Below are 24625 nucleotides of genomic sequence, written 5' to 3' on the forward strand. Positions count from 1 at the left end.
CTCACCTTCTCGCGCTGCAACAACTCGCAGAAGTGCGCCCGGGACTACGCCGCCGCTCCGCGGTGCGGATGTGTTCGCCGCGCGGCCCGCCCGTCCCTAGGGTGAGCACCGTGACGCAGCCGCCGACAGGTCCCGACCAGCCCCAGCAGCCCGAGCAGCCGGGCCGGGACCCGCAGGGCACGCCTCCGCCCCCGCCGCCGTACGGCGCTCCCCCGCCGCCGCCCCAGCAGCCCTCGGGCGACCCCTACCCCGCCCCGGGCACCCCGCCCCCGTCGTACGGCTCGACGCCCTACGGCCAGCCGCCCTCGCCGTACGGCGCGCCGCAGCCCGCCGGGCAGCCGTACGGCGCTCCCGGCGCGTTCCCGGGCGGCGCCTTCCCCGGCGGCAGCGAGCAGGGCGAGCCCAGCAAGGGCATGGCCATCGGAGCCCTGGTCTCCTCGGTGCTGTGCTGCCTTCCGGTCGGCCTCGTGCTGGGCATCGTCGTGCTGCGCCGCAGCAAGGACGGGCGCGACCACGGCAAGGGCCTGGCGATCGCCGCGATCGTGCTCAACACGCTGGTGATGATCGGCGCACTGGTCCTGGTCGTGGTGGCGGTCGTCGTCGGCAGCTCGGTGCGCGCGGTCAACGACCTGGAGCCGGGTGACTGCATCAGCGCCGAGGGCCTGCGGGGTGACGCGGAGAGCTTCGAGACGATCACCGTGGAGGACTGCACCGAGCCGCACGACGCCGAGGTGCTGGCGGTGGCCACGCTGACCGAGGAGGCCGCGGCCGGCGGCCCCGACGGCGACTACAGCCAGCTGTGCGACGAGGCCGTCTCCGACGACCCCGAGCGGGAGGCGGTCAGCACCAGCGGCGACGTCTCGCTCCTGGTGATCTACGACGAGCTCGAGGCCGGCGAGCAGATCGCCTGCCTGGCCCTGGCCCCCGACGGCGGCCAGCTCGACGAGCCGCTGGTCGAGTAGTTCGGCGGGCCCCGTCGGGCCGACCTGGATCTCGGTGCCCATCTCAGGACGGATCGGTCCTCGTCGATATCCGTGGTGCCGACCGGTTCGTAGTCGTTTGTTATACAGTTTCGCCGTGGACTCGGATCCGCTCGACCTCGATCAGCTCGCCGACGAACCGTTCGAGGTCGACGCACAGGCAGCTCATCTGTTCAAGCACCCGCACCTGGGACTCGACGATGTGTACGACGTCTGGGCGAACGACCCGGTGTTCTACCCAGCCAAGCCGCCTGCCCACTGGCTGATGGTGGCCGACGTCGGCGGGCAGGTGCTCGTCGTCCCCATCGCCCCGTCTCGGGACGGCGATCCGACCCGCTGCCGACCGATCGGCTGCTATCAGGCCAGCGTCGAGCTGGCCGAGACCTACCGAGGTGATCGTGATGACGTCTGAGATGACTCCGGACGAGGAGTACGAGTTCTACGCCGACCCTGCGAACCAGACGCCGACCGGCGAGCCACGGCGTCGTTCAGCGAAGTTGACCACGCCGATCCCTGTCCGCTTCCCCGCCGACGTGCTCGACGAGGTGAAGCGCCGCGCGGACGCCGACGACCGATCCGTCTCGTCGTGGATCCGACGCGCCGTCGAGCACGAGCTCAACCGGCCTGCCTGATGCCGATCGTCGAGGTCATGCTCGGTCAAGGGGTGAGCGACTGCCAGGTCGCGGACCTGGCTGCCGTGCTGCCGCACGCCGTGTCGACCGCGGTCGAGTGCCCGGAAGAGCCCTACGACGGTCGGTTGGGACCTGGCGACGTCGAGCTCCGCTTTCGCTCGCTGGGCCCTCACGACTCGTCCGGACTGGACGTGACCATCGAGATCCGCTCGAAGTGGTTCGCCAGCCGTGCCGAGAACAGGCAGCAGCGATGTGACGCGGTCCTTGCTGCTGTCACCGATGTCCTCAACCCACTCCGGGTCGGCGTCTACCTCATGCTGCCGGTCGCAGCGTGGTCGCAGACGGAGTGATCGTCAGACCACGCTGAGCGGCAACAGCTTCTGCCCCGTCGGACCGACCTGGATCTCGGTGCCCATCTCCGGGCACACGCCGCAGTCGTAGCACGGCGTCCAGCGGCAGTCCTCGACCTCGACGTCGGCCGAGCCGTCGGCGACCGCGAGGGCGTCCTCCCAGTCACCCCACAGCCAGTCCTTGTCCAGGCCGGAGTCGAGGTGGTCCCAGGGCAGGACCTCGTCGTAGTCGCGCTCGCGCAGGGTGAACCAGTCCAGGTCGACCCCGGTGCCCGCCAGGCCCTGCTCGGCAGCAGCCATCCAGCGGTCGTAGGAGAAGTGCTCGGACCAGCCGTCGAAGCGGCCGCCGTCGCGCCAGACCCGCTCGATGACCCGACCCACGCGGCGGTCGCCGCGCGAGAGCAGGCCCTCGACGATGCCGGGCTTGCCGTCGTGGTAGCGGAAGCCGATGGCGCGGCCGAACTTCTTGTCCGCCCGCACGGTCTCGCGCAGCTTGCGCAGCCGCTCGTCGGTGGTCTCGACGTCGAGCTGGGCGGCCCACTGGAACGGCGTGTGCGGCTTGGGCACGAAGCCACCGATGGAGACGGTGCAGCGGATGTCGTTGTGGCCGGCGACCTCGCGGCCCTTCGCGATGACGGCCTTGGCCAGCTCGGCGACCTGCAGGACGTCCTCGTCGGTCTCGGTGGGCAGCCCGACCATGAAGTAGAGCTTCACCTGCCGCCAACCGTGGGAGTACGCCGCCGCGACCGTGCGGATGAGGTCCTCCTCGGTCACCATCTTGTTGATCACCTTGCGCATCCGCTCCGATCCCCCCTCGGGGGCGAACGTGAGGCCCGAGCGGCGGCCGTTGCGGGAGAACTCGTTGGCCAGGGTGATGTTGAAGGCGTCGACGCGGGTCGAGGGCAGCGACAGCGAGACGTTGGTGCCCTCGTAGCGGTCGGCCAGCCCGGTGGCGACGTCGCCGATCTCGGTGTGGTCGGCGCTGGAGAGCGAGAGCAGGCCGACCTCCTCGAAGCCGGTCTTGCGGATGCCGTTCTCGACCATCGCACCGATCGTCTCGATCGAGCGCTCGCGCACGGGGCGGGTGATCATCCCGGCCTGGCAGAAGCGGCAGCCGCGGGTGCAGCCGCGGAAGATCTCGACGCTGAAGCGCTCGTGGACGGTCTCGGCCAGCGGCACCAGCGGCTTGCGGGGGTAGGGCCAGGCGTCGAGGTCCATGAGCGTGTGCTTGCGGACGCGGAACGGGATGCCGGGGCGGTTGGGCACGACCGCCTCGATCGACCCGTCGGCGGCGTACGTGACGTCGTAGAAGCGGGGGACGTAGATGTTGCCGGTGACGGCGAGCCGGCGCAGCAGCTCCTCGCGACCGCCGGGGCGGTCCTCGGACTTCCACTCGCGCACGATGTCGGAGATCGCGAGCACGACCTCCTCGCCGTCGCCGAGCACGGCGGCGTCGATGAAGTCCGCGATCGGCTCGGGGTTGAACGCCGCGTGCCCACCGGCGATGACGACCGGGTGGTCCTCGGTGCGGTCCACGGCGTGCAGTGGGATGCCGGCGAGGTCGAGGGCGTTGAGCATGTTGGTGTAGCCGAGCTCGGTGGAGAAGCTCAGGCCGAAGAGGTCGAAGTCGCCGACGGGGCGGTGCGCGTCGACGGTGAACTGCGGGATCCCCTGCTCCTTGAGCAGCCTCTCCATGTCCGGCCACACGGCGTACGTGCGCTCGGCGACGATCCAGTCGCGCTCGTTGAGCACCTCGTAGAGGATCTGGACGCCCTGGTTGGGCAGGCCGACCTCGTAGGCGTCGGGGTACATCAGCGCCCACCGAACCGTCTGGCCGCCGGACTCCTCGGAGTCGGCGCCGCAGTCCCAGTCCTTGACCGTGGAGTTCAGCTCGCCACCGACGTACTGGATCGGCTTGGAGACGCCGGGCAGGTGCGGCTCCAGGAGCTCGAAGACGGACTGGCCACGGCGCAGGGCTGCGGGGGCGGACATGGGTTCACCTCGGCGTGGGTCTGGGACGGGGCAGGCTGCGCTCCGCGACGGGTGGCAGCGCAGTCACCCAGGGTACGGCGCCGCCGGTCGCGTCCCGAAACCTCCGGGCCGGGCCCTACTCCCGCGGGGCGGCGGGGGTGGGGCCGGTCGAGGTCGCGGCGGCTGCGCGCGCCGCCGAGGCCGAGGTGTCGCGGAGCTGGACCGGCGGCAGGAGGAGCAGGATCAGGAAGGCGAGCACCCCCACGCCGGCCGCGGCCAGGAAGACGGTGTCCATCGACTCCGCGAAGCCGACCCGGAACGGCTGGGCCAGGGCGTCGGGCAGGGTCTCCAGGACCGAGGAGTCGTCCTGGATCGTGGTGACCAGGTCGGGGTCGAGCCCGCCGACCTCCTGCGCGGCCTGCTGGAACTCCGGCGTACGTGCTGCTTCGTCGAGCGCCTCGGAGATGTTGGGCCCGACGGTGCTGAAGAGCACGGAGAGGAAGACCGCGACACCCAGGGTGCCGCCCATCTGCCGGAAGAAGGTCGAGGAGGCGGTGGCCACCCCGATCTCGGTCGGCGGCACCGCGCTCTGGACGGTGAGCAGCAGCGGCTGCATGCACGAGCCGAGGCCGACCCCCAGCACGAACATGGCGGCGTTGACCCAGGGAAGCGGGGTGTCGGCGGAGGTGAAGGAGAGCAGGAACAGACCCAGCACGATCACTGCGGAGCCGACGACCGGGAACATCCGCACCTGCCCGGTGCGGGAGATGACGCGGCCCGAGCCGATCGAGGCGAGCATCATGCCGGCGACCATCGGCAGCATGAGGATGCCGGACTCGGTGGGGCTGGCGCCGTGCACGATCTGCATGTAGAGCGGCAGGATCATGATCCCGCCGAACATCGCCATGCCGATGATGACGCTGGCCGCGATCGTGACGGCGGTGACGCGCATCCGAAAGAGCCGCAGCGGGATGAGCGCGGCGTCGCCCATCGCGTGCTCGGCCAGCACGAAGGCCACCAGACCGAGGACGCCGAGGGCGTAGCAGGCCAGGGCCAGCCCGGACCCCCAGCCCCACTCGCGGCCCTGCTCGGCGACGGTGAGCAGCGGGACCAGGCCGACCACCAGGGCCGCGGCGCCCCACCAGTCGATCCGCACGTCCCGGCGCTCGGTCCGCACATTCAGCGTGCGAGCGACCACGACGAGCGCCAGCAGTCCGACCGGGACGTTGACGAGGAAGACCCAGCGCCAGCCGGTGACGCCCAGGATCGAGTCCTGGCCGGCGAGCAGCCCGCCGAGCACGGGGCCCAGCACGGACGAGGTGGCGAAGGTGGCCATGAAGTAGCCGGTGTAGCGCGCGCGCTCGCGTGGGCTGACGATGTCGCCGATGATCGCGAGCACCAGCGTCATGAGGCCGCCCGCGCCCAGCCCCTGCACCGCGCGGAAGACCGCGAGCACGTACATCGAGTCGGCAAACGAGCACAGCGCCGAGCCCACGATGAAGACCGAGATGGCGAACATGAACAGCTTCTTGCGGCCGTAGGTGTCGCCGAGCTTGCCGTAGATCGGGGTCGTGATCGTGGCGGTGATGAGGTACGCCGTCGTCACCCACGCCTGCACCGACAGCCCGCTGAGGTCGTCGGCGATCGTGCGGATCGAGGTGCTGACGATCGTCTGGTCGAGCGAGGCCAGGAACATGCCCAGCATCAGGCCGGTGAGGATCGTGAGGACCTGGGCGTGGGTGTACTCGCCCGAGTCGGTCTGGGGAGCGCCGTCGGTCGCCGGCACGTCGGGGGTATTCGTTGCCATCAGCAACCATCATACGCAGAGGTGGGTCCGGGCCCACCCCGCTCGACCGGTTGGCCACCTCCCTAGGGTTGGGGCATGAGCGACCCCGCGCGGCGAGGCCCTTTCCAGTGGACGGTCGCGGTGCCGGTCCTCTCCCTAAGCCTGCTTCTGGCGACCTGGTCCAGCCACGAGAACCCGGTCGTCCTGGTCGCCATCGCGGTGGCGCTGGTGGGCTCGATCCTGGCGGCGGTGCACCACGCGGAGGTGGTCGCGCACCGCGTCGGCGAGCCCTACGGCTCGCTGGTGTTGGCCGTCGCGGTGACGGTGATCGAGGTCGGGCTCATCGTCATGCTCATGGTCGGCGGCGGGGAGGGCTCCTCGACGTACGCCCGCGACACCGTCTTCGCCGCCCTCATGATCACGCTCAACGGCATCGTCGGCCTCTCGCTGCTCGTCGGCGCGCTGCGCCACGGACTGGTCAGCTTCAACGCCACCGGCACCGGTTCGGCACTGTCCACGGTGGTCGCCCTGGCCTCGGTGTGCCTGGTGCTGCCCGGGTTCACCTCGACCGGCCAGGGTCTGGAGTACGCCCCGAACCAGCTGGCCTTCGCCGCGGTCGCCTCCCTCGTGCTGTACGGCGCCTTCGTCTTCACCCAGACCGTGCAGCACCGCGACTTCTTCCTGCCCGTCACCTCGGACTCGCAGGGGCGGATGACCGGCGTCTTCGACCTCGCCGACTCCGACGGTGACGGGCACGCGGACCCGCCGGACGGCCGGGAGACGGTCATGTCCCTGGCGCTGTTGCTGGTCTCGCTCGTCTCCGTGGTGGGCCTGGCCAAGCTGCTCTCCCCCACCATCGAGGACGCGGTCTCCGCCCTGGGCCTGCCGTACGCCGTCGTCGGCGTCGTCATCGCCCTGCTCGTCCTGGCACCGGAGTCCATCGCCGCCGTCCTCAACGCCTCCCGCGACCGGGTCCAGATCTCCCTCAACCTCGCCTACGGCTCGGCCATGGCATCGATCGGCCTGACCATCCCCACCATCGCCGTCGCCATGATCTGGCTCGACGGCCCGCTGGTCCTGGGCCTGGAGTCGACCCAGATCGTGCTGCTCGTGACCTCGGTCGCCGTCGCCACCCTCACCGTCGTGCAGGGCCGGGCCAAGGCCCTGCAGGGGGTCGTGCACCTGACGTTGCTGGCGACGTTCCTCTTCTTCTCCCTCAGCCCCTGACGGCGGCGCACCCGCTCAGACCGGTGCACGCACGGCGCGGAACGACGTCGCGGCCAGACCCGTGGCCACGACGGCGAAGGTCGCCGCCGCGACGACGAGCATGGTCTGCATGCCGACCGCGTCGGCCAGGAAGCCGGCGACCGGCGCCACGACCACCACGACGGCGCGGTTGAGCGACCGCAGGGTCGTGTTCGTCCGGGCCTGGAGCTCGTCCGGGGTGACGAGCTGGCGGTAGCTCATCTCGTGCGAGTTGCTCATGCCCATCGCCATGCCGTAGCCGGCCTGGCCCAGTCCGAGCACCCAGGCGGCGTACGACGACTCGGCGGCGAGGGCCATCACGGCCACACCGACGGTGGTGAGCAGGTGGCAGGCGATGATCGTGCGCCCGGTGCCCAGGCGACGCCCGACCGCGGTCGTCACGGTCGCACCGACCAACGCCCCCACCCCGCCGGCGGCACCCACCAGGCCGAGCTGGGCGGCACCGAGGTCCAGCACGATGAAGGCGTACGGAGCCACGACGACGCCGACGACCGCGTTGCCCACGAACCAGCCGTGCGTGGCTATCGCCAGGGTGCGCAGGCCCGAGCGGCCGTAGGCCCAGCGCACACCCTCCCTGATCTCGCCGAGCAGCTGGCGGGCGGTGACGCCCGTCCTCGGTGGAGGCTCGTCGAGCGTGATCCGGCGCAGGGTGAGCGCGGAGAAGAGGTAGGTCAGCGAGTCCAGGACGACGGTCACCGGCGCACCCACGGCACTCACCAGCAGGCCCCCGAGCGCGGGGCCGGACGTCGAGGCGACGGCGTCGGCCCCGTCCACGCGAGCATGGGCCGACTGGAGCTGGTTGCGGTCCACCAGCCGAGGCAGGAAGGACATCGTCGCCGCCATGTTCACCACAGCCGCCGCGCCGTAGGCGAACACGACGGCCAGGAGCACCGGCAGCGACAACACGTCCAGCCACCACAGCAGTGGGACGAGGAGCAGCAGGAACGCCTGCACGAGGTCCGTGCGCACCATCAACGGCAGCCTGCGCCGACCGTCGACGAGCGCGCCGACGACGAGCCCGAAGGTCAGGTACGGCAGCCAGCGGGCGGCATTGAGCAGCCCGACGTCCGAGGCCGTCCCGTCGAGCGTGAGCACGACCAGGGCCTGGAGGGCGAAGACGGTGACGTAGGTGCCCAGACCCGAGACCGCGGTGGCGCGCCAGTAGCGGAAGAAGGGCGGGGAGATGACCACGCCCCGAGTCGACACGCGGCCACCCTTTCACGCGGCCCGCGCTCCGCCCGAGCCCGGCCGGGGCCTAGGTTCTCGGGCATGGATGCTCGGATCCCGTTCCACCCCCTGCCGATGGAGGCGACCCGGGTCGTCTACGACCACGGGCCCGACTCGGCGCCGCGTGCCGGCGTCCCTACGGGCCGCACGACCCGACTGCGGCTCACCGGCTCCCGCGCCTTCCCGGGCGCCGATCGAGACGTGCGGGTGCACGTCCCCGCGGCGGCGGACGGCCGCAGCAAGGACGGCGCCCTGCCCTGCATGGTCTTCCAGGACGGGGCCGGCTTCCTCGAGCCCGAGGACGACCTGCGGGCCGGGATCGTGCTGGACAACCTCGTGGCCGGCGGCGACGTCCCGCCGATGGTCGGTGTCTTCGTCGAGCCGGTCGCCCGCAACGCCGAGTACGACGCGTTCGACAGCCGCTACGCCGACCTCCTCGTCGACGAGGTGCTGCCCCTGGTCTCCGGCCTCGTTCCCATCAGCGACGACCCGGCGGAGCGCGGGATCTGCGGCTTCAGCAGCGGCGGCAACGCGGCCCTGACCGCGGCCTGGCACCGCCCCGACGCCTTCGGCAAGGTCCTCGGGTTCTCCTCCAGCTTCCCGCAGGTGCGCGGCGGCAACCGCTTCCCGGCACTCATCGGCTCCGAGCCGGCTCGGCCACTCCGCGTCCTGCTCCAGGTCGGCCACCGTGACCTCGGCTGGGACGAGCCCGAGGACAACTGGCTTGTCGAGAACCTGCTCGTGGCCGCTGCGCTCCTCGGCGCCGGGTACGACGCACGCCTGGTGCTCGGCGATGGCGCGCACACCTCGAACCACCCGGGGGTCCTGCTGCCCGACGCCCTGCGCTGGCTCTGGCGGTAGGTCGGCTCGCTCCCGGACCCACCATGTACGTTGCGCCGGTGACCCTCGGACTCGCCCGCGACCCCCACTCCCACGCCCGTCCCGAGGAGGTCGTCGTGCGCCGGATGGCGCTCGACCTCGACGTCTCCTTCGAGGAGCGCCGGCTCTCCGGCAGCGTGACCCTCGACGTCGAGCGGGTCGACCCGGACGCGACCCGACTGGTGCTGGACACCTGGCACCTCGACCTGGGTGCCGTCACCGACGGCCGGGGCACGCCGCTCGCGCACGACCTCGGCGAGCACGACCCGGTCCTCGGCGCTCGCCTCACCATCACGCTGGGCGAGGGCGACCGTGTGGTCGTGCACTACGCGACCACCGGGGACGCCCAGGCCCTGCAGTGGCTCGACCCGGCGCAGACCAGCTCGAGGAAGCCGTTCCTCTTCACCCAGTCCCAGCCGATCCTGGCCCGCAGCTGGATCCCCTGCCAGGACAGCCCCGGCATCCGCGCGCCGTACGACGCCGTCGTCCGGGTGCCCGCCGACCTCGGGCTCATGGCCGTGATGAGCGCGGAGAACCCGACCGCACCGGCGGCCGACGGCACGTACCGCTTCACCATGCCCGAGCCGGTGCCGAGTTACCTCGTGGCGCTGGCCGTCGGCGACCTGGAGTTCCGCGAGCTCGGCCCGCGCACCGGCGTCTACGCCGAGCCCCAGGTGGTCGAGGCGGCGGCCTGGGAGTTCGCCGACACCGAGCGGATGGTGGAGGCGGCCGAGGGGCTCTACGGGCCCTACCGCTGGGGCCGCTACGACCTGCTCGTGCTCCCGCCGAGCTTCCCGTACGGCGGCATGGAGAACCCGCGCCTGACCTTCGCCACCCCCACCGTCATCACCGGGGACCGCTCGCTGGTCTCGCTCGTGGCCCACGAGCTCGCGCACTCCTGGTCGGGCAACCTCGTCACCAACGCCACCTGGAACGACCTGTGGCTCAACGAGGGCTTCACCACCTACTTCGAGACGCGCATCGACGAGGCCGTCTTCGGTGCGGACTACACCTCGATGCTGCTGCGGCTGGGCCGCCAGGAGCTGGAGAAGACCCTCGACGGCGCCGAGCCGCAGCAGACCGTGCTGCACATCGAGCTCGAGGACCCCGACGGCTACCTGCCCAAGCTGCCCTACGAGAAGGGCTCGCTCTTCCTGCGGATGCTGGAGGCCCGGGTCGGCCGCGAGCGCTTCGACGCCTTCCTGCGCGACTACTTCGACCGCCACGCCTTCGGGTCCATGGACACCCCGACCTTCCTCGCCCACCTCGAGGCCGAGCTGCTGGCGCCCGCCGGCCTCACGTCCGAGGACGTCGACGTCGAGGAGTGGGTCCACGGCCCCGGAGTCCCCGTCGCGGCCCCGGCCTTCACCTCCGACGCCTTCGACCTCGTCGACGCCCAGGCCTCGGCCCTCGCCGCGGGCACCCCCGCTGCCGACCTCGACACCACCGGCTGGAACAGCCACCAGTGGGTCCACTTCATCCGGTCCCTTCCGACCGACCACGCGGTGCTCGACGACGTCGACGCGGCCCACGCCTTCTCCACGAGCGGCAACATCGAGGTCGCGACCGCCTGGTTCGAGCTGGCCGTCTCCTCCGGGTGGGTCTTCGAGCGGCCCGCGGCCGACGCCGCCCTCGCCGACCTGCTGACCCGGCACGGTCGAGCCCTCTACCTGCGCAAGGTGTACGCCGCCCTCGCCACGACCGAGCAGGGTCGGACGCGCGCGCGGGAGATCTACACGCTCGCCCGCCCGACGTACCACCCGGTCAGCCAGGGGGTCGTGGACCGGATCCTGGCCTGAGGGCGACTACCCGACCGTGCGGTCGGTGGCGCGCAGCCGGATGTTCTGCAGCAGCCCGATCGCGAGCAGGCCGGCGAACATCGAGGAGCCGCCGTAGGACACGAACGGCAGCGGGACGCCGGTGACCGGCATGATCCCCAGGCACATCCCGATGTTCTGGAAGCCCTGGAAGCCGAACCAGCAAGCGATGCCGGCGGCCGCCACCCGTCCGAAGACGTCGTCGGTGGACATCGCGATGGCCAGCGCGCGCCACACCACCACGCCGAGCAGGGCGATGAGCAGACCCGCCCCCAGCAGGCCTAGCTCCTCACCGGCGACGGTGAAGACGAAGTCGGTGTGCTGCTCGGGGACGAAGCCCGAGCGGGTCTGGGAGCCCTCGAAGAGGCCCTGGCCGAAGAGGCCGCCGTTGCCGACCGCGATCCGGGCCTGCTCGACGTTGTAGCCGGCGCCGCGCGGATCGAGGTCGGGGTTGGTGAAGGCCAGGAACCGGTCGACCTGGTAGGGCTTCAGCACCCCGCCGGCGACGGCCGCGACGGCCACGGTCACTCCTCCACCGGCCAGCAGCGCGAGCCATCGACGCGGCGCGCCGGAGACGGCCAGGACGCCGGTCACGGTGGCGGTCAGCACGAGCATCGTGCCGAGGTCGGGCTGCAGCAGGATCAGCACGGCGGGCACCGCCGCGATCGCCAGCATGAGGACGACCTCGACCAGGCCCACTCGCGGGCGCCAGCGGCCGGTGGCGCGGTGCGCGAGCACGAGCGCCATCCCGATCACCACGGCCAGCTTGGCCAGCTCGGCGGGTTGGATCGACATGCCCCCGACCACGATCCACGACCGCGAGCCGTTGATCGTGGAGCCCGCGACCAGCACGAGCACCAGCCCCGCGACGGAAGCCAGGTAGGCCAGCGGCGCGGCGATCCGCACCCACCGGTGGTCGGAGACCAGCACGACGGCCATGAGCACCAGGCCGATGGTGATGTTGGTGACCTGCTTGTAGAGGTACGCGCGGGGGTCGCCGCCGGTGAGGTCGTCGCGGGTGGTCGTGGCGGACCACACCAGCAGGGTGCCGAGCACCAGCAGGCCGGCCACGGCGACCATCAGCCACCAGTCGATGCCACTCCAGCGCAGCAGCGGCCGGGTGCCCAGCGAGGAGCGGGGACGTACGCCGGCGCCGACCCTCGCCGGCGAGCGGGTCAGGGTGGTCATCGCTCGTCCCGCTTCCCGGGGGTGCGTGCCGGCGGCAGGATCGAGCCGTCGGGCAGGAACTCGGGCAGCTGGGTCGGCGGGACGGTGCCGGGGATCGCGGCCCGCGCAGGCACCACGCGCTCGCCCTCGACGCCGTACAACGTCTCCCAGATGGCGCGGATCGCCGGGCCGGACGTGCCGGAGCCGGTGCCGCCCTGGCTGACCATCATCACCACGACGTAGTCGTCGGAGTAGGACGCGACCCACGAGGTCGACTGCTTGCCGTAGACCTCCGCGGAGCCGGTCTTGGAGCGGATCTCGACCTCGTCCAGCGGGAAGCCGCCCATCCGCCAGGCCATCGTGCCCTGGCGGGTCACGCCCTTGAGCGCGGTGTCGATGTAGCCCAGCGTGCTCTGCGGCACGTCGACGGTGCCGACCTTCTTGGGCGGGATCCGCTGCACGACCGAGCCGTCGGGGCCGACGATCGCCTTGCCGACGCGAGGCGCGTAGAGGGTGCCACCGTTGGCGAGGGCGCCGTAGGCGCGGGCCAGCTGCAGCGGCGTGACGATGGTGTCGCCCTGCCCGATGGCGAAGTTGGCGGCGTCACCGGCGCGGTAGGCGTAGCCCTCCAGGCAGAACTCGTAGGCGAACTTGTAGACGAAGTCGGAGGTCTTCGAGTCCTGCGGCTTCTCGGAGATGCCGCAGTAGAAATCCTTCATGGACGTGTAGTACTCGCGCTTCCACTTCCGGTCCGCGATCCGGCCGGCGGCCTCGCCGGGCAGGTCGATGCCGGTGCGCTTGCCGAAGCCGAAGTCCTTGGCCTCCTCGACCAGCGGGTCGAAGGCGTCGACGTCGGCCTCGTCGGAGCCGAAGCGCTGCCAGTAGGCGTAACCGACGCGGTAGAAGAAGGTGTTGCAGGAGACCTCGAGCGCCTTGTCGAAGCCGATGTAGCCGTAGGCACCGGACTCGTAGTTGCGGAACGGGCGGTTGCCGACCGTGAAGGAGCTCGAGCAGTCCAGTCGGGTGTCGGTGGAGTAGCCGTTGGTCAGCGCGCCCGCGGTCATGAAGGGCTTCCAGGTCGAGCCGGGGGCGAACTGGCCCTGGGTCGCACGGCCCAGCAGCGGGGTGCCGGCGGCCTCGGAGTAGAGCCGGGCCAGCTCGTCGTCGGAGATGCCGCCCACCCAGACCTCGGGGTCGTACGTCGGTTGGCTGGCCATCGCCACGACCCGGCCGGTGTCGGCCTCGAGCACCACGACCGCGCCGGAGTCGGCGACGTAGTTGCGCCCGGTGACGGTGTCCCGGGTCTGCCGGGCGGTGCGGATGGTCTCGGCGAGCTGCTGCTCGACGACCGACTGCACCTTGGCGTCGATGGAGGTGACCAGGGTGTCGCCCGGGCGCGCCTGCACCTGGGAGTCCTCGCCCAGCACGCGGCCCATCGAGTCGACCGCGACCGACTGGGTCCCCGGGACCCCGCGCAGCCACGCGTCGTACTCCTTCTCGACGCCGGCGCGACCGACCACGGAGGCGCCGTTGACGGAGTCCTCACCGTCGGCCTCGGCCTGCTCGAGCTCCTCGGCGGTGACCGGGCTGAGGTAGCCCAGGACGTGGGCGAGGTTGATGCCGTAGGGGCGGGGGTAGGCGCGCACGCTCTGCTGCTCGGCGAGGACGCCGGGGTAGTCCTCGGGCTGCTCGAGGATGCGCAGCGCGACCTCGCGCTCGACGTCGGTGGCCACGGGCACCGGCTGGTAGGGCGAGCCGTTCCAGCAGGTGCCGGTCACGCTGCCCTCCTCGCCGCAGGTGACCAGGCGGCGCTCCAGCGCCTTGACGGGTACGCCGGTGACGGACGCGACCCGGTCGAGCAGCTCCGTGCGGTCGCGACCCGGCAGCTTGCCGAGCAACGTGCGGTCCACCGACACCACCCAGGCCAGGCGGTTGGTGACCAGGGGGCGGCCCATGTCGTCGACGATCAGCCCGCGCTGCGGCTGCTCGACGATGTCGCGCACGGACTGGGAGGCGGCCTGGGCGGTGTACTGCTCGCCCGAGACGACCTGCAGGTAGTAGAGCCGCACGAGCAGCGTCGCGAAGAGGCTGAAGACCAGCGCCTGGATGACGACGATGCGCAGCCGGGAGCGGCGGGTCCCGGCGGCCTCCTCGGTCGGGCGGCTCATGCCAGCCGCGCCGGCTCGAGACGCCGGAACATCGCCATCAGCGGGGGCAGCACGAACGGGGTCAGCACGACGTCCCAGACCACGGCCAGCCCGACCACCAGGAGCAGCTCGCCCACGCCGACGCTCAGCTCGCCCAGGAGCAGGCCGGTCATCGCGAAGAGCGAGGTGGCCACGAAGGAGCTCGCGGCGACGGTCGAGACGACGGTCGTCGCGGTCGGGCTCGCCTCGCTGCGCACCCGCCCGGCGACGTACCCCACGACGACGAGGGCGAGCGCCCACCGCCCGGCGGTGTGGTCGGCCGGCGGGGCCAGGTCGAGCAGGGCACCCGCGGCGAAGCCGAGGACCATCGCGAACTGCGGGCCGCGGGTCAGCGCCGCGGCGACCACGACGAGCAGGACGAGGTTGGGCACGACCCCCTGCCAGGCCAGGTGCGGCGCGAGGGAGACCTGCAGGAGCAGCGCGACGAAGACGGCGGCGGCCGCGGCGGCAGCCCGGGCGGTGCTCACTGCTCACCCCCGCCCGGCTCGTCGCTCAGCTCTCCGTCGGGACCGACGAGCGCGCGGTCGGAGGTGGTGCCGGTGGGCACGACGACACCGACGACGTCGAGGGAGCCGAAGTCGACGTACGGGTCGACGACGACGCGCTGGGAGGTCTCGCGCAGCGAGGAGTAGACCCGGGTGACGCGTCCGATGGGCACACCGGAGACGTAGGGCGCTCCCCCGTCGCTGCCCCAGGTGACGACCGAGTCGGCGCGGGCGGGGACGGCGGTGCGGTCGACGAGCTCGAGGTCGAGGCGACCCTCGTCGCCGACCACGCCGCGACCGGTGAGGAAGCCCATGTCGAGGGTGTCGCCGATCCGGGCGCCCACGGTGGAGGCGGGGTCGATGATGAGCAGGACCGTGGCGGTGGTGCGGCCCGCGGAGACGACGCGGCCGACCAGGCCGGCGCCGCTGACCACGGTCATGTCGGGCTGCACGCCGGCGTCGGTGCCGGCGTCGATGGTGACGGTGCTGGAGAAGGACTGGGCCGGGCCCCAGCCGACCACGCGGCTCGGCACGAGCGAGTAGCCGAGGTCCTCGGCGGTCGCGGTCAGCTCGTCGTACGCCGCCAGCCGGTTGCGCTGGAAGGCGGCGCTGCCGAGCTCCGCGCGCAGGGCGGTGTTCTCCTCCTCCAGCGCGGCCACCTCCTCGCGCAGCGAGGAGTGGGTGCGGAAGAAGTCGGGGACGGCCAGGACCGGGCTCACCAGCGCGGTCGCGCCCGCCTCGGCGGGCCCGACGACGTCGGCGACGACGCCGCGCACCGGGTCGAGAGCGGCACCGCCAGCGGTGAGGTCGAGGGTCATCAGCGTGGCGCTCGCCAGGCCGAGGGCGACCAGCAGCGAGCGACTGGGGCGCTGGCGGTCCAGGTCGGGTCCGGGGCTCCACCGGCGCTCGCGCCGCTCGCGGCGGGCGGCCAGGGAGCGGCGGCTGCGGCCGGTCGGGGAGGCGCCCGGGCCGGTGCCGGTGCCGCGGGAGCCGGAGGTGCGCTCGAGCAGGGCCATCAGTACCGCCGTCGCTCGTTGACCAGGACCTGCTGGAGCGCCTCGAACTCCTCCACGCACTTGCCGGCACCCAGAGCGACCGAGGTCAGCGGGTCCTCGGCGACGTGGACGGGCATGCCGGTCTCGTGGCGCAGCCGCTCGTCGAGGCCGCGCAGCAGCGCTCCCCCGCCGGTGAGCACGATGCCGCGGTCCATGATGTCGCCGGCCAGCTCGGGCGGGGTCTGGTCGAGGGTGGTGCGCACCGCGTCGACGATCGCGTGCAGCGGCTCCTCCAGCGCCTGGCGCACCTCGGCGCTGGAGACCAGGACGGTGCGCGGCAGGCCGGAGACGAGGTCACGACCGCGGATCTCGGCCTCGGGCTCGTCGGGCAGCGGGAAGGCCGAGCCGAGGGTCATCTTGACCTCCTCGGCGGTGCGCTCGCCCAGGAGCAGGGAGTACTCCTTCTTCATCCACGCCACGATCGCGTTGTCGAGGTCGTCGCCGGCGGTGCGGATCGAGAGGCTGGTGACGATGCCGCCGAGGCTGATGACCGCGACCTCGGTGGTGCCGCCGCCCACGTCGACCACCATGTTGCCGGTGGCCTGGTGCACGGGCAGCCCGGCGCCGATCGCGGCGGCCATCGGCTCCTCGACGATGTAGACCCGGCGGGCCCCGGCCTGGTAGCCGGCCTCCTTGACCGCGCGCTGCTCGACGGCGGTGATGCCGGAGGGCACGCAGATGACCATGCGGGGCTTGGCGAAGGCGCGGCGACGGTGCACCTGCTGGATGAACCAGCGCAGCATCTGCTCGGTCGCCTCGAAGTCGGCGATCACGCCGTCCTTGAGCGGGCGGATCGCGGTGATGGAGTCCGGCGTGCGGCCGATCATCCGCTTCGCCTCGTGCCCGACCGCCAGCACCTCGCCGGTGCCGGAGTGCAGCGCCACGACGCTCGGCTCGTCGAGCAGCACGCCCTTGCCGCGGGCGTAGACGAGCGTGTTGGCGGTGCCGAGGTCCACGGCCATGTCCCGGCCGAAGAAGCTGTTCGCCATCGGTGCTCGTCGCCGCCTCGTGCGCAGATCTCAGCCGGGGAAGGCGGGTCGGCACGCGCGCACGCTCCCGTCCGACCCGGTCACGAGGGTAGGCAGCGGCGTACGCCGAAACCCGGCGCCACGCCGGGACTCCTGTGACTGGTGGGACTCCTCAGCCGGTGGTCGAGGTGCGAGGCGCGCCAGCGCCGAGCCTCGAGACCCCCGCCTGGCCAGGCTGCCGTTGTCACCCGCACTCGACCGGGTCTCGAGACGAACGGTCGGCGCCCTTCGCAGGCTCAGGGCACCGCGTTCCCTCGACCTCCTCGGGCGACGCTGCCCGGACTCCGTCCGGTCAGCTGCCCTCGGAGAACCAGATGGAGATCTCGCGGGCGGCCGACTCCGGGGAGTCCGAGCCGTGCACGAGGTTCTGCTGGACCGCCAGGCCCCAGTCGCGACCGAGGTCGCCGCGGATGGTGCCGGGGGCAGCCACGGTCGGGTCGGTGGCACCGGCCAGGGAGCGGAAGCCCTCGATGCAGCGCTCGCCCTCGATCACGATCGCGGCGACCGGGCCGGAGAGCATGAACTCCACCAGCGGCTCGTAGAACGGCTTGCCCTCGTGCTCGGCGTAGTGCGCGGCCAGCAGCTCGCGGGTGGCGGTGCGCAGCTCGAGCCGGACCAGCGTGTAGCCCTTGGCCTCGATGCGGCGCAGGATCTCGCCGGTCAGCCCCCGTCGTACGCCGTCGGGCTTGACCAGGACCAGGGAACGCTCGCTCATGGGGTCAACCTACCGACTGCCCCTCCCCCGCCGAACCGGCACGTCTTTCCGAAACATGCGCCGGCTCGGCCGACCGTGACCGCCGAACCGGCACGTCCTTCCGGAACATGCGCCGGCTCGGCCGACCGTCACCGCCGAACCGGCACGTCCTTCCGGAAAGTTGCGCCGGCTCGGCGGGCTACCGGTCGGCCAGGGCAGCGGCGCGCGTGGCGACGTCGGCCGGCACCTCGGCGGGCGACCACTCGTCGGGCTCCGGGGCCCCGGCGACGGTGCGCAGCGGGACGACGCCCGCCCAGCCGCCGGCCGCGACGTCCTCCGGGTCGTCCTTCGGGCCGCCGGCCCGGCGCTTGACCGAGGCCTCCGCCAGCGGGAGCGCGAGCACGACGGTGGCGGCGAGCTCCTTGCGGGTCGGCGGGCGCAGCGTGGCGGCGCGGCCGGGGACCATGTGGTCGACCACGAGGTCCAGCGCGCGTGCCCGCTCCTCGGCGTCCTCGACGACCCGGCAACGGCCGATGACGACGGCCGAGCGGTAGTTCATCGAGTGGTGGAAGCCCGAGCGGGCGGCGACCAGCCCGTCGAGCAGCGTCGCGGTCAGGCAGACGGTGCGGTCACGGACGGCGGAGACCCAGCCTGCGGCCACGGAGGCGTGGAGGTAGAGAGAGCCGCCCGCGTCGGGGCCGTCGTGGTCCACGGCGATCGCCACCGGGAGGACGACCGGGTGCGCGTCCTCGCCCTCCCCGACCGTGATGCCGAGGTGGGCCACGAGCACCTCGGAGAGGAGCGCGTCGAGCTCGGCCCGGTCCGTCGCGGCGCGGTGGCGGCTGCGGGTCAGCGTGGTGCGGGGCGTCGGCGAGAGCGGGCCCGGCGAGGTCGTCTGGGTCGACATGCCACTATCGTCGAGCCCCAGTGGCCTGCGCTCCAGGGCCAATCGAGACGATCTTGGACGGGCCACTCGATGACCTCCACCCTCCCCCTCCGCCTGGACCGGGCGTCCCGGGTGCCCCTGGGGGTCCAGCTGAGCGTCGCGGTCCGGGGCATGGTCACCGAGGGCCGGCTGGCCCCGGGCGACCGGCTCCCCTCGAGCCGGGCGCTGGCGGCCGACCTCGGCGTCGCGCGTTCGGTGGCCGAGCAGGCCTACGCCCAGCTGGTCGCGGAGGGCTGGCTCGAGGGGCGCCACGGCTCCGGGACCTACGTCGCCGCCGGACGGACCCCCCGCTCCGTGGACGTGCCCCGGCCGCGACCCGCGGCGACGGGACGCCGCCTGGTCCGGCTCGACGCCGGGACCCCCTGGATCGACCCGCGGCACGCCGCCGCCTGGCGCCGCGCCTGGCGCGAGGTCGGCCAGGCCACCGCTCCCCGCGGCTACGACGACCCGCGGGGCCTGCCTGCGTTGCGCGAGGCGCTCGCTGAGCGCCTGGCCCGCACCCGCGGCCTGCAGCTCGATCCGCACGACGTGCGGGTCTCCGCCGGCACGACCGACGGTCTGCGCCACCTGCTGACCGCCCTCCGGCCGGGGCCGGTGCTCGTGGAGGACCCCGGGTACCGCGCCGCGGTGGAGACCGTGCGCGCCACCGGCCGCACCGTGCTCGACCACCCGGCGACCCGCCCCGTCGGCAGGCCGGAGCTGGAGGGGGTGGCGGCGGCGTACACCACCCCGGCGCACCAGCACCCCCTCGGCCCGCCCATGTCCGGCCGGGACCGGGTCGCGCTGCTCGCGGCTGCCCGCGACACGGGCGCGGTCGTCGTCGAGGACGACTACGACTCCGAGTTCCGCTACGACGTGGCCCCCATCCCGGCCCTGGCCAGCCTGGACCGGGAGCACACCGCCTACCTCGGCACCGCCTCGAAGTCCGTGGCCCCGAGCCTGCGGCTGGGCTGGCTGGTCCCGCCGCCGGCGCTCGCCGACGAGGTCGACCGGCACCGCGCGATCACCCATGACGCGGCGGCCTGGCCGGTGCAGCGCGCCTTCCTGGCCATGCTCCGCGACGGCTACGTCGACCGCGTGGTCCGCTCCGCGCGCAGGGTGTACGCCGAGCGGTCGGCGCGCGTGACCGAGGCGCTGGGCCCACACCTCGGTGGTCCGGTGGCCGGCATGTACGCCACCGTGCTGCTCCCCGGCGACCGGGCGGTGGCCGCGCGGCGGGCCGCCGCGCCGGGTTCGACGTGCCGCTGCTGTCGGACTACTGCCGCAGCTCGCCGCTCACCGGGCTGGTGCTCGGCTTCGGCGGCTGCAGCGACGCCGAGCTGGACGCCGCCCTTGCCGCGCTCCAGCGTGGCCTCCAGGCGGGCTGACGGGCGCGGGGGCCGGGGCGCACCTGGTCAGCCGGCCTCGGGGTCGGCCTGCTCGTGCTCGAGCGCGGCGTACGCCTCCGCGCGCTCCCGTTCGATCTTGCGGCCCAGCAGGTCCGCGGTGCCCCAGAGCAGCCCGAAGACCGCGCCGAGGAAGAACATCGAGGGCACGAGGAAGCCCAGCCCGACGGCGACGACCTGCAGCGCCCAGCCCAGGCCGTAGGCGCCCTCGCTGCGCAGGGCGCCGGCGAGCAGCAGGGCGAAGACCGCGGGACCCAGACCGACGGCCAGGCCCACGGGGGTCGAGACGTCGGTGAGCGTGAGGATGACCGGGGTGGTCAGCCCGAGCGTGATCGCCTCGAGGGAGAGAACCGCGGCACACATGCCGCGGCGCGGGGAACGTCTCACGAGAGGTCCTTCCTGCGGCCGGCGGTGAGGAGGGTGCGGGCCTCGCCCGCGGTGACGACCGAGCCGGTCACGAGGACCGCCCCGGCGCCGATGCTGGCCGAGACCGATTCCCCCGCCTCGGCGAGGGTGGCGGCTGCCTCGATCGCGTCCAGCAGGCGGGGCACGACGGTGACCCGCTCCTCCCCGAAGACCTCGATGGCGGCCTCGCCCAGGGCGGCGGCCGACATCGACCGGTCGCTGGAGTTCTGGGTGGCCACGACGTGGGCCAGCACCGGCTCCAGGGCGACCAGCAGGCCCTCGACGTCCTTGTCGGCCATGACGCCGAGCACGCCGATGAGCGGGTCGAAGGTGAAGGAGTCCTCCAGCGCCTCGGCGCTGGCGCGGGCGCCGTGCGGGTTGTGCGCGGCGTCCAGCACCACGGTGGGGCTGCGGCGCACGATCTCGAGCCGGGCCGGCGAGGTCACCTCGGCGAAGGCGGCCGCGACCAGCTCGGCGTCCAGAGGCTCGGCACCGCCGACGAGCGCCTCGACGCTGGCCAGCGCGACGGCGGCGTTCTGGGCCTGGTGGGCGCCGTACAACGGGAGGAACAGGTCGTCGTAGCGCCCGCGCAGCCCCTCGATGCTGAGGATCTGGCCGCCGACCGCGGGGGTGCGGGAGACGACGCCGAAGTCGACGCCCTCGCGCACGAGGCTCGCGCCGACCTCGGCCGCGCGGGCCGCGAGGACGGCCTCCACCTCGGGCTCCTGCGCCGCGGAGACCGCGACCGAGCCGGCCTTGATGATCCCGGCCTTCTCCTGGGCGATGGCCTCCGGCGTGGCGCCGAGGTACTTGGCGTGGTCGACGGAGATCGGCAGCACGACCGCGACGTCGGCCTCGACGACGTTGGTGGCGTCCCAGCCGCCGCCCATGCCGACCTCGACGACCGCGACGTCGACCGGGGCGTCGGCGAACGCGGCGTACGCCATGCCGACGACGGTCTCGAAGAACGACAGCGGGTGCGGCTGGTCCTCGTCGACGAGGTGGGTGTAGGGCGCGACGTCGTTGAAGGCGCGGACGAACGCCTCGTCGTCCAGCGGCTCGCCGTCGACGCTGATCCGCTCATTGATGGTCTCCAGGTGCGGGCTGGTGAAGCGGCCCGTGCGCAGGTCCAGCGCCCGCAGCAAGGCATCGACCATCCGCGAGGTGGAGGTCTTGCCGTTGGTCCCGGTCAGGTGGACCACGCGGTAGGCGTGCTGCGGCTCGCCCAGCAGCTCGGTGAAGGCGCGGATGCGGTCCAGCGACGGCTCCAGCCGGGTCTCGGGCCAGCGGGAGAGGAGCGCGTCCTCGACCTCGGCGATCGACTCGGCGAGGCGGGGGGCGGCGGGGGTCTCACTCATGGCTCCGCCAGTCTAGGGAGCGGCTGCTCGTCGGCAGATTCGCTGGAACGCGTTCTACTTCGCCCCTAGGGTGCCGTCATGCAGACGACGGTGGCGGTGGTCAACGGTCCGGGCCAGGACTTCGAGCTGGTCGACGTGGAGCTCGACGAGCCGCGCGAGGGCGAGGTGCTGGTGCGGATCGTCGCGACCGGCCTGTGCCACACCGACATCACGATGCGCTCCTTCCTCCCGGCCGAGATGTTCCCCAACGTCTTCGGCCACGAGGGCACCGGCGTGGTCGAGCAGGTCGGGCCCGGCGTCACCTCCGTGTCCCCCGGCGACCACGTCGTGCTCTCCTTCCGCTCCTGCCAGGCTTGCGTGGCCTGTCGCGCCGGCAACCCGGCGTACTGCGAGCAGACGCTGCTGCTCAACTACATGGGCATGCGGATCGACGGCTCCACGACGATGAGCCGCGACGGGTCGTCGGTCTTCGGGTCGTTCTTCGGCCAGTCCAGCTTCGGTCGGCACGCCCTGGTGGGCGCCGAGTGCTGCGTCGTCGTCGACCCCGCGCTCGACCTCACCCGGCTCGCACCCTTCGGGTGCGGCTACCAGACCGGGGTCGGCACCGTCCTCAACGTCCTCCAGCCCGGGGCCACCGACTCCCTGGTGGTGTACGGCGCCGGCGCGGTCGGCCTGGCCGCGGTGGCCGCGGCTGCCGCGACCGGCGTGGGCACGGTCGTCGCCGTCGACCTGCAGGCCGCCCGGCTCGCCGAGGCGCAGCGGCTGGGGGCCACCGCCCTGGACGCCACCGGCCTGGCGCCGGAGGCCGTCGTGCAGGCGGTCCGGGACCTGACCGGCGGCGGGGCGTCGTACGCGATCGACACGACGGCGGTGCCGTCGGTGGTCAAGCAAGGCGTGCAGGCGCTCGGCATGCGCGGGACGCTGGTGGCGCTGGGGCTCGGCGCGGAGGAGTACCCGATCGACGCGACCGACCTGCTGCAGGGCGGCAAGCGGTTGATGAGCAGCCTGGAGGGCGACTCCGACCCGCAGGTGATGGTGCCGCGGATGATCGCGATGCGCGCCGAGGGCGTGCTCGACCTGGACCCGCTCGTGACGACCTACGACTTCGCCGACATCAACACCGCGGTCGCGGACGTGCTGGCAGCGAAGGTGGTCAAGCCGGTCCTGGTGTGGTGACCGCGACCGGCTGCGGCGCGACCTCCATCCGCACCATCTCCGCCACCGGGCGGTAGCCGATCCGCTCGTAGACCCCGTTGCTCACCGGGTTGTCGACGTCGGTGAAGAGGCAGGCGCGGGCGCCGTCGGACAGGATGCGCTCGGTCACCTGCGCGACCAGCGCGGCGGCGTACCCGTGCCCACGGTGCTCGACCGGGGTGTAGACCGGACCGACCCGGGCGACCCCCAGGGCAGGAGGGTTCCAGCCGGTGAGGTGCACAACTTCTCCCTTGTCCTCCCACAGCCACATGAGCCCCCGCTCGATCTTGCCGCGGGCGTACTCACGGTCGAGGTGCTCGCCCTCCCCCTCGCGCGGTGGGCGGCCGGCCTGCCGGTCGGCGGCGGGCATGAAGTCCAGGCACCACGCGGTGACCAGGTCGAGGTCGTCCAACGTGGCGGCGCGGCCGACTCCGGGAACGCCGGTCGGTGGCAGGACGGAGGTGGCCTCCCAGAGACGATCGTGCTCGATCACCCGGGTGCTGCCGCCGCGGTGAGCCGCCAGCACACCGAGCACCGTCTCGACCGAGGCACGCACGCCGTTGGCGTGGGCGACGTCCGGCTCGTGCTCGAGCACCCACGACCCGAGCGCCTCGGCCGCCTCGGTCGGCATCGGCAGCAGGTAGAGCGGGTAGGGCCGGAACGGCGCCGTACGCATAGCGACCCCCGCGACCTCTGCGGTCGCCTCGTCGACCAGGGCCGCCCACCAGCGCGGGTGGTCGACCGGGGACGGGTCGGCCACCGCTCGGGCCAGCGTCGTCGACACCACCGTGCTGAGCACCGGCTCGCCGGCCAGGTGATCCTCTGCGAGCGCGAGGAAGGCGGCGGGATCGGTGGTGCGCTCGACGCGGTAGGCCATGGCCGGACGCTACGGGCCGGCGGTGCCGAACACATCTGATTTGCGGGCTGCGCGGAGGCTGTCGCCCACTGTCGGGTGCCGGTCAGCCGGACCGCAGTCCGACCCACCTGCTGGGACGCCGGCGCAGACTCGGGCCGTCCTGTGACGACGCGAGCAACGTGAGGGTGGTCGTCCCGACCATCAGCACGTCCCCGGGACGGACCCGCGCGCTCCCCCTCACGCGACGGCCGTTGACGAACGTCCCGTTGGTCGCGTTGCGGTCCACGACGACCCACCCGCCGCGCAGCAGGACCAGAGTGGCATGGGACGAGGAGACCGTCGGGTCACCGAGGCACACCTCGGACCAGGAGCTGCGGCCGATGTCCAGGACGGGCTGTGCGGCGCTGGGGAGCTGGACCGAGAGCAACCCCGCCGGCTGGGCGGAGACTCGCCGTGCCCGCGGGGCCCGCGGGGCCCGCGGGCTTCGCCGGATCGCCCGGGCGCCGACGAGAGGCCGCGGCGCCGGCTGGACGTCGACGAGGTCCGCGACGATGTCGTCGAGGGACGACTCGTCACGCGAGGCGAAGGTCCGGTCCATCCTCGTGATGAAGGTGTCGGTCGAGATCCGTCCATCCGCGAGCGCGTCACCGAGGAGCCGCACGGCGGCGTCACGCTCGGCATCGGACACTCGACGCGTCACCCGGACGGGCACGACCTCCATCTCCGGAGGCTACGACTCGTCTTCACCCGCCCGCCACCCCCGCGCACGGCTCACGACGTCGAGGCGAGCGCACTGCGCGGCTACTTGTTGCATTGACCCCAGGAACGGGCCTGGCGAGGCTCGCTCCAGGTGGCCGGTCCGTCGCTCGCAATGCGGCTGCCCACGCACCCGACCTGTCGGGTCCGTGTGGCTCTCATCTGGCATGCGCGGGCCGGC

The 24625-nt window shown here is 72.8% G+C and carries 22 protein-coding genes and 1 pseudogene; 9 read left to right on the forward strand and 14 right to left on the reverse strand.

The window, feature by feature from the left end; all coding sequences use genetic code 11:
* Positions 1-110: 110 nt before the first annotated feature.
* The 4 genes from Q1V71_RS15150 to Q1V71_RS15165 all read left to right on the forward strand — a co-directional run bounded on the left by Q1V71_RS15150 (position 111) and on the right by Q1V71_RS15165 (position 1962).
* Entirely contained in the window at positions 111-962 is an 852-nt protein-coding gene (locus tag Q1V71_RS15150; protein WP_300644819.1) for a DUF4190 domain-containing protein, read from the forward strand.
* 115 nt (positions 963-1077) lie between these two features.
* Entirely contained in the window at positions 1078-1392 is a 315-nt protein-coding gene (locus Q1V71_RS15155; protein WP_300644820.1) for a hypothetical protein, read from the forward strand.
* The gene (locus Q1V71_RS15160) at positions 1382-1612 is read left to right on the forward strand and encodes a YlcI/YnfO family protein (protein WP_300644821.1); all 231 of its coding nucleotides are present in this window, start codon (positions 1382-1384) and stop codon (positions 1610-1612) included. The genes Q1V71_RS15155 and Q1V71_RS15160 overlap by 11 nt, the downstream gene beginning before the upstream one ends.
* A gap of 32 nt (positions 1613-1644) precedes the next feature.
* Complete coding sequence (locus tag Q1V71_RS15165; protein ID WP_300644822.1) at positions 1645-1962, forward strand: hypothetical protein; 318 nt, start codon at positions 1645-1647, stop codon at positions 1960-1962.
* A gap of 3 nt (positions 1963-1965) precedes the next feature.
* Here Q1V71_RS15165 and Q1V71_RS15170 read toward each other — a convergent pair whose 3' ends face one another.
* Together Q1V71_RS15170 and Q1V71_RS15175 are read right to left on the reverse strand one after the other, a co-directional pair.
* Positions 1966-3954: a TIGR03960 family B12-binding radical SAM protein gene (locus tag Q1V71_RS15170; protein ID WP_300644823.1), complete on the reverse strand. Its 1989-nt coding sequence runs from the start codon at positions 3952-3954 to the stop codon at positions 1966-1968.
* A gap of 115 nt (positions 3955-4069) precedes the next feature.
* On the reverse strand, positions 4070-5740 hold the full coding sequence (locus tag Q1V71_RS15175; RefSeq protein WP_300644825.1) for an MDR family MFS transporter: 1671 nt from the start codon (positions 5738-5740) through the stop codon (positions 4070-4072).
* A 75-nt stretch (positions 5741-5815) separates the two neighbouring features.
* Between Q1V71_RS15175 and Q1V71_RS15180 the strand changes: the two genes are divergently transcribed.
* Complete coding sequence (locus Q1V71_RS15180) at positions 5816-6946, forward strand: ionic transporter y4hA (RefSeq protein ID WP_300644827.1); 1131 nt, start codon at positions 5816-5818, stop codon at positions 6944-6946.
* A gap of 15 nt (positions 6947-6961) precedes the next feature.
* Here the strand turns inward: Q1V71_RS15180 and Q1V71_RS15185 are convergent, their stop codons facing one another.
* Positions 6962-8191 carry an MFS transporter gene (locus Q1V71_RS15185; RefSeq protein WP_300644829.1) on the reverse strand — a complete coding sequence of 410 codons (1230 nt, stop codon included), beginning with the start codon at positions 8189-8191 and terminating at the stop codon, positions 6962-6964.
* A gap of 63 nt (positions 8192-8254) precedes the next feature.
* Between Q1V71_RS15185 and Q1V71_RS15190 the strand changes: the two genes are divergently transcribed.
* Both Q1V71_RS15190 and Q1V71_RS15195 read left to right on the forward strand, forming a co-directional pair.
* Entirely contained in the window at positions 8255-9073 is an 819-nt protein-coding gene (locus Q1V71_RS15190) for an alpha/beta hydrolase-fold protein (RefSeq protein ID WP_300644830.1), read from the forward strand.
* A 38-nt stretch (positions 9074-9111) separates the two neighbouring features.
* A complete protein-coding gene (locus tag Q1V71_RS15195; protein WP_300644831.1) occupies positions 9112-10890 on the forward strand; it encodes a M1 family metallopeptidase in 1779 nt (592 codons plus the stop codon).
* 6 nt (positions 10891-10896) lie between these two features.
* Here the strand turns inward: Q1V71_RS15195 and rodA are convergent, their stop codons facing one another.
* From rodA to Q1V71_RS15230, 7 genes are all read right to left on the reverse strand, one after another.
* The gene (rodA, locus tag Q1V71_RS15200; protein WP_300644832.1) at positions 10897-12096 is read right to left on the reverse strand and encodes a rod shape-determining protein RodA; all 1200 of its coding nucleotides are present in this window, start codon (positions 12094-12096) and stop codon (positions 10897-10899) included.
* Positions 12093-14243: a penicillin-binding protein 2 gene (gene mrdA / locus Q1V71_RS15205; protein ID WP_300644834.1), complete on the reverse strand. Its 2151-nt coding sequence runs from the start codon at positions 14241-14243 to the stop codon at positions 12093-12095. The genes rodA and mrdA overlap by 4 nt, the downstream gene beginning before the upstream one ends.
* Positions 14240-14749 (reverse strand): rod shape-determining protein MreD, encoded by a 510-nt coding sequence (mreD, locus tag Q1V71_RS15210; protein WP_300644835.1) that lies wholly within the window; start codon positions 14747-14749, stop codon positions 14240-14242. Before mreD ends, mrdA begins: the two co-directional genes overlap by 4 nt.
* Positions 14746-15783 carry a rod shape-determining protein MreC gene (gene mreC / locus Q1V71_RS15215; RefSeq protein WP_300644836.1) on the reverse strand — a complete coding sequence of 346 codons (1038 nt, stop codon included), beginning with the start codon at positions 15781-15783 and terminating at the stop codon, positions 14746-14748. Before mreC ends, mreD begins: the two co-directional genes overlap by 4 nt.
* Positions 15783-16811, reverse strand: coding sequence for a rod shape-determining protein (locus tag Q1V71_RS15220; RefSeq protein ID WP_300644837.1), 1029 nt, complete (start codon positions 16809-16811; stop codon positions 15783-15785). Before Q1V71_RS15220 ends, mreC begins: the two co-directional genes overlap by 1 nt.
* A gap of 331 nt (positions 16812-17142) precedes the next feature.
* Positions 17143-17565 carry a nucleoside-diphosphate kinase gene (gene ndk, locus Q1V71_RS15225; protein ID WP_300644838.1) on the reverse strand — a complete coding sequence of 141 codons (423 nt, stop codon included), beginning with the start codon at positions 17563-17565 and terminating at the stop codon, positions 17143-17145.
* Positions 17566-17743: 178 nt separating this feature from the next.
* Positions 17744-18451: a pyridoxamine 5'-phosphate oxidase family protein gene (locus Q1V71_RS15230; RefSeq protein ID WP_300644839.1), complete on the reverse strand. Its 708-nt coding sequence runs from the start codon at positions 18449-18451 to the stop codon at positions 17744-17746.
* Between the two features lie 150 nt (positions 18452-18601).
* Between Q1V71_RS15230 and Q1V71_RS15235 the strand changes: the two are divergent.
* Positions 18602-19636 (forward strand): annotated as a pseudogene (locus Q1V71_RS15235) (PLP-dependent aminotransferase family protein); the annotation flags it as partial.
* 248 nt (positions 19637-19884) lie between these two features.
* On the opposite strand, the gene Q1V71_RS15240 reads toward Q1V71_RS15235, so the two are convergent.
* Positions 19885-20262, reverse strand: a complete 378-nt coding sequence (locus tag Q1V71_RS15240; RefSeq protein WP_300644840.1) for a DUF4233 domain-containing protein — start codon at positions 20260-20262, stop codon at positions 19885-19887.
* Entirely contained in the window at positions 20259-21638 is a 1380-nt protein-coding gene (locus Q1V71_RS15245) for a folylpolyglutamate synthase/dihydrofolate synthase family protein (RefSeq protein ID WP_300644841.1), read from the reverse strand. Before Q1V71_RS15245 ends, Q1V71_RS15240 begins: the two co-directional genes overlap by 4 nt.
* Positions 21639-21716: 78 nt before the next feature.
* Between Q1V71_RS15245 and Q1V71_RS15250 the strand changes: the two genes are divergently transcribed.
* The gene (locus Q1V71_RS15250; protein WP_300644843.1) at positions 21717-22814 is read left to right on the forward strand and encodes an NAD(P)-dependent alcohol dehydrogenase; all 1098 of its coding nucleotides are present in this window, start codon (positions 21717-21719) and stop codon (positions 22812-22814) included.
* Here the strand turns inward: Q1V71_RS15250 and Q1V71_RS15255 are convergent.
* Together Q1V71_RS15255 and Q1V71_RS15260 are read right to left on the reverse strand one after the other, a co-directional pair.
* The gene (locus tag Q1V71_RS15255; RefSeq protein ID WP_300644844.1) at positions 22792-23709 is read right to left on the reverse strand and encodes a GNAT family N-acetyltransferase; all 918 of its coding nucleotides are present in this window, start codon (positions 23707-23709) and stop codon (positions 22792-22794) included. The two genes, Q1V71_RS15250 and Q1V71_RS15255, sit on opposite strands and share 23 nt — an antisense overlap.
* Before the next feature lie 82 nt (positions 23710-23791).
* A complete protein-coding gene (locus tag Q1V71_RS15260) occupies positions 23792-24409 on the reverse strand; it encodes a DUF1707 and FHA domain-containing protein (RefSeq protein WP_300644846.1) in 618 nt (205 codons plus the stop codon).
* Positions 24410-24625 lie beyond the last annotated feature (216 nt).

The sequence above is a fragment of the Nocardioides sp. genome (assembly GCF_030149505.1).
Classification (GTDB): domain Bacteria; phylum Actinomycetota; class Actinomycetes; order Propionibacteriales; family Nocardioidaceae; genus Nocardioides.

What these genes read in the sequence shown, in the direction of transcription:
- Q1V71_RS15160 (WP_300644821.1), top strand. Translation starts at nt 1,382, where the DNA reads ATGACGTCTGAGATGACTCCGGACGAGGAGTACGAGTTCTACGCCGAC.
- Q1V71_RS15170 (WP_300644823.1), bottom strand. Translation starts at nt 3,954, where the DNA reads ATGTCCGCCCCCGCAGCCCTGCGCCGTGGCCAGTCCGTCTTCGAGCTC.
- Q1V71_RS15175 (WP_300644825.1), bottom strand. Translation starts at nt 5,740, where the DNA reads ATGGCAACGAATACCCCCGACGTGCCGGCGACCGACGGCGCTCCCCAG.
- Q1V71_RS15180 (WP_300644827.1), top strand. Translation starts at nt 5,816, where the DNA reads ATGAGCGACCCCGCGCGGCGAGGCCCTTTCCAGTGGACGGTCGCGGTG.
- Q1V71_RS15190 (WP_300644830.1), top strand. Translation starts at nt 8,255, where the DNA reads ATGGATGCTCGGATCCCGTTCCACCCCCTGCCGATGGAGGCGACCCGG.
- rodA (WP_300644832.1), bottom strand. Translation starts at nt 12,096, where the DNA reads ATGACCACCCTGACCCGCTCGCCGGCGAGGGTCGGCGCCGGCGTACGT.
- mrdA (WP_300644834.1), bottom strand. Translation starts at nt 14,243, where the DNA reads ATGAGCCGCCCGACCGAGGAGGCCGCCGGGACCCGCCGCTCCCGGCTG.
- mreC (WP_300644836.1), bottom strand. Translation starts at nt 15,783, where the DNA reads ATGGCCCTGCTCGAGCGCACCTCCGGCTCCCGCGGCACCGGCACCGGC.
- Q1V71_RS15220 (WP_300644837.1), bottom strand. Translation starts at nt 16,811, where the DNA reads ATGGCGAACAGCTTCTTCGGCCGGGACATGGCCGTGGACCTCGGCACC.
- ndk (WP_300644838.1), bottom strand. Translation starts at nt 17,565, where the DNA reads ATGAGCGAGCGTTCCCTGGTCCTGGTCAAGCCCGACGGCGTACGACGG.
- Q1V71_RS15230 (WP_300644839.1), bottom strand. Translation starts at nt 18,451, where the DNA reads ATGTCGACCCAGACGACCTCGCCGGGCCCGCTCTCGCCGACGCCCCGC.
- Q1V71_RS15245 (WP_300644841.1), bottom strand. Translation starts at nt 21,638, where the DNA reads ATGAGTGAGACCCCCGCCGCCCCCCGCCTCGCCGAGTCGATCGCCGAG.
- Q1V71_RS15250 (WP_300644843.1), top strand. Translation starts at nt 21,717, where the DNA reads ATGCAGACGACGGTGGCGGTGGTCAACGGTCCGGGCCAGGACTTCGAG.
- Q1V71_RS15255 (WP_300644844.1), bottom strand. Translation starts at nt 23,709, where the DNA reads ATGGCCTACCGCGTCGAGCGCACCACCGATCCCGCCGCCTTCCTCGCG.
- Q1V71_RS15260 (WP_300644846.1), bottom strand. Translation starts at nt 24,409, where the DNA reads ATGGAGGTCGTGCCCGTCCGGGTGACGCGTCGAGTGTCCGATGCCGAG.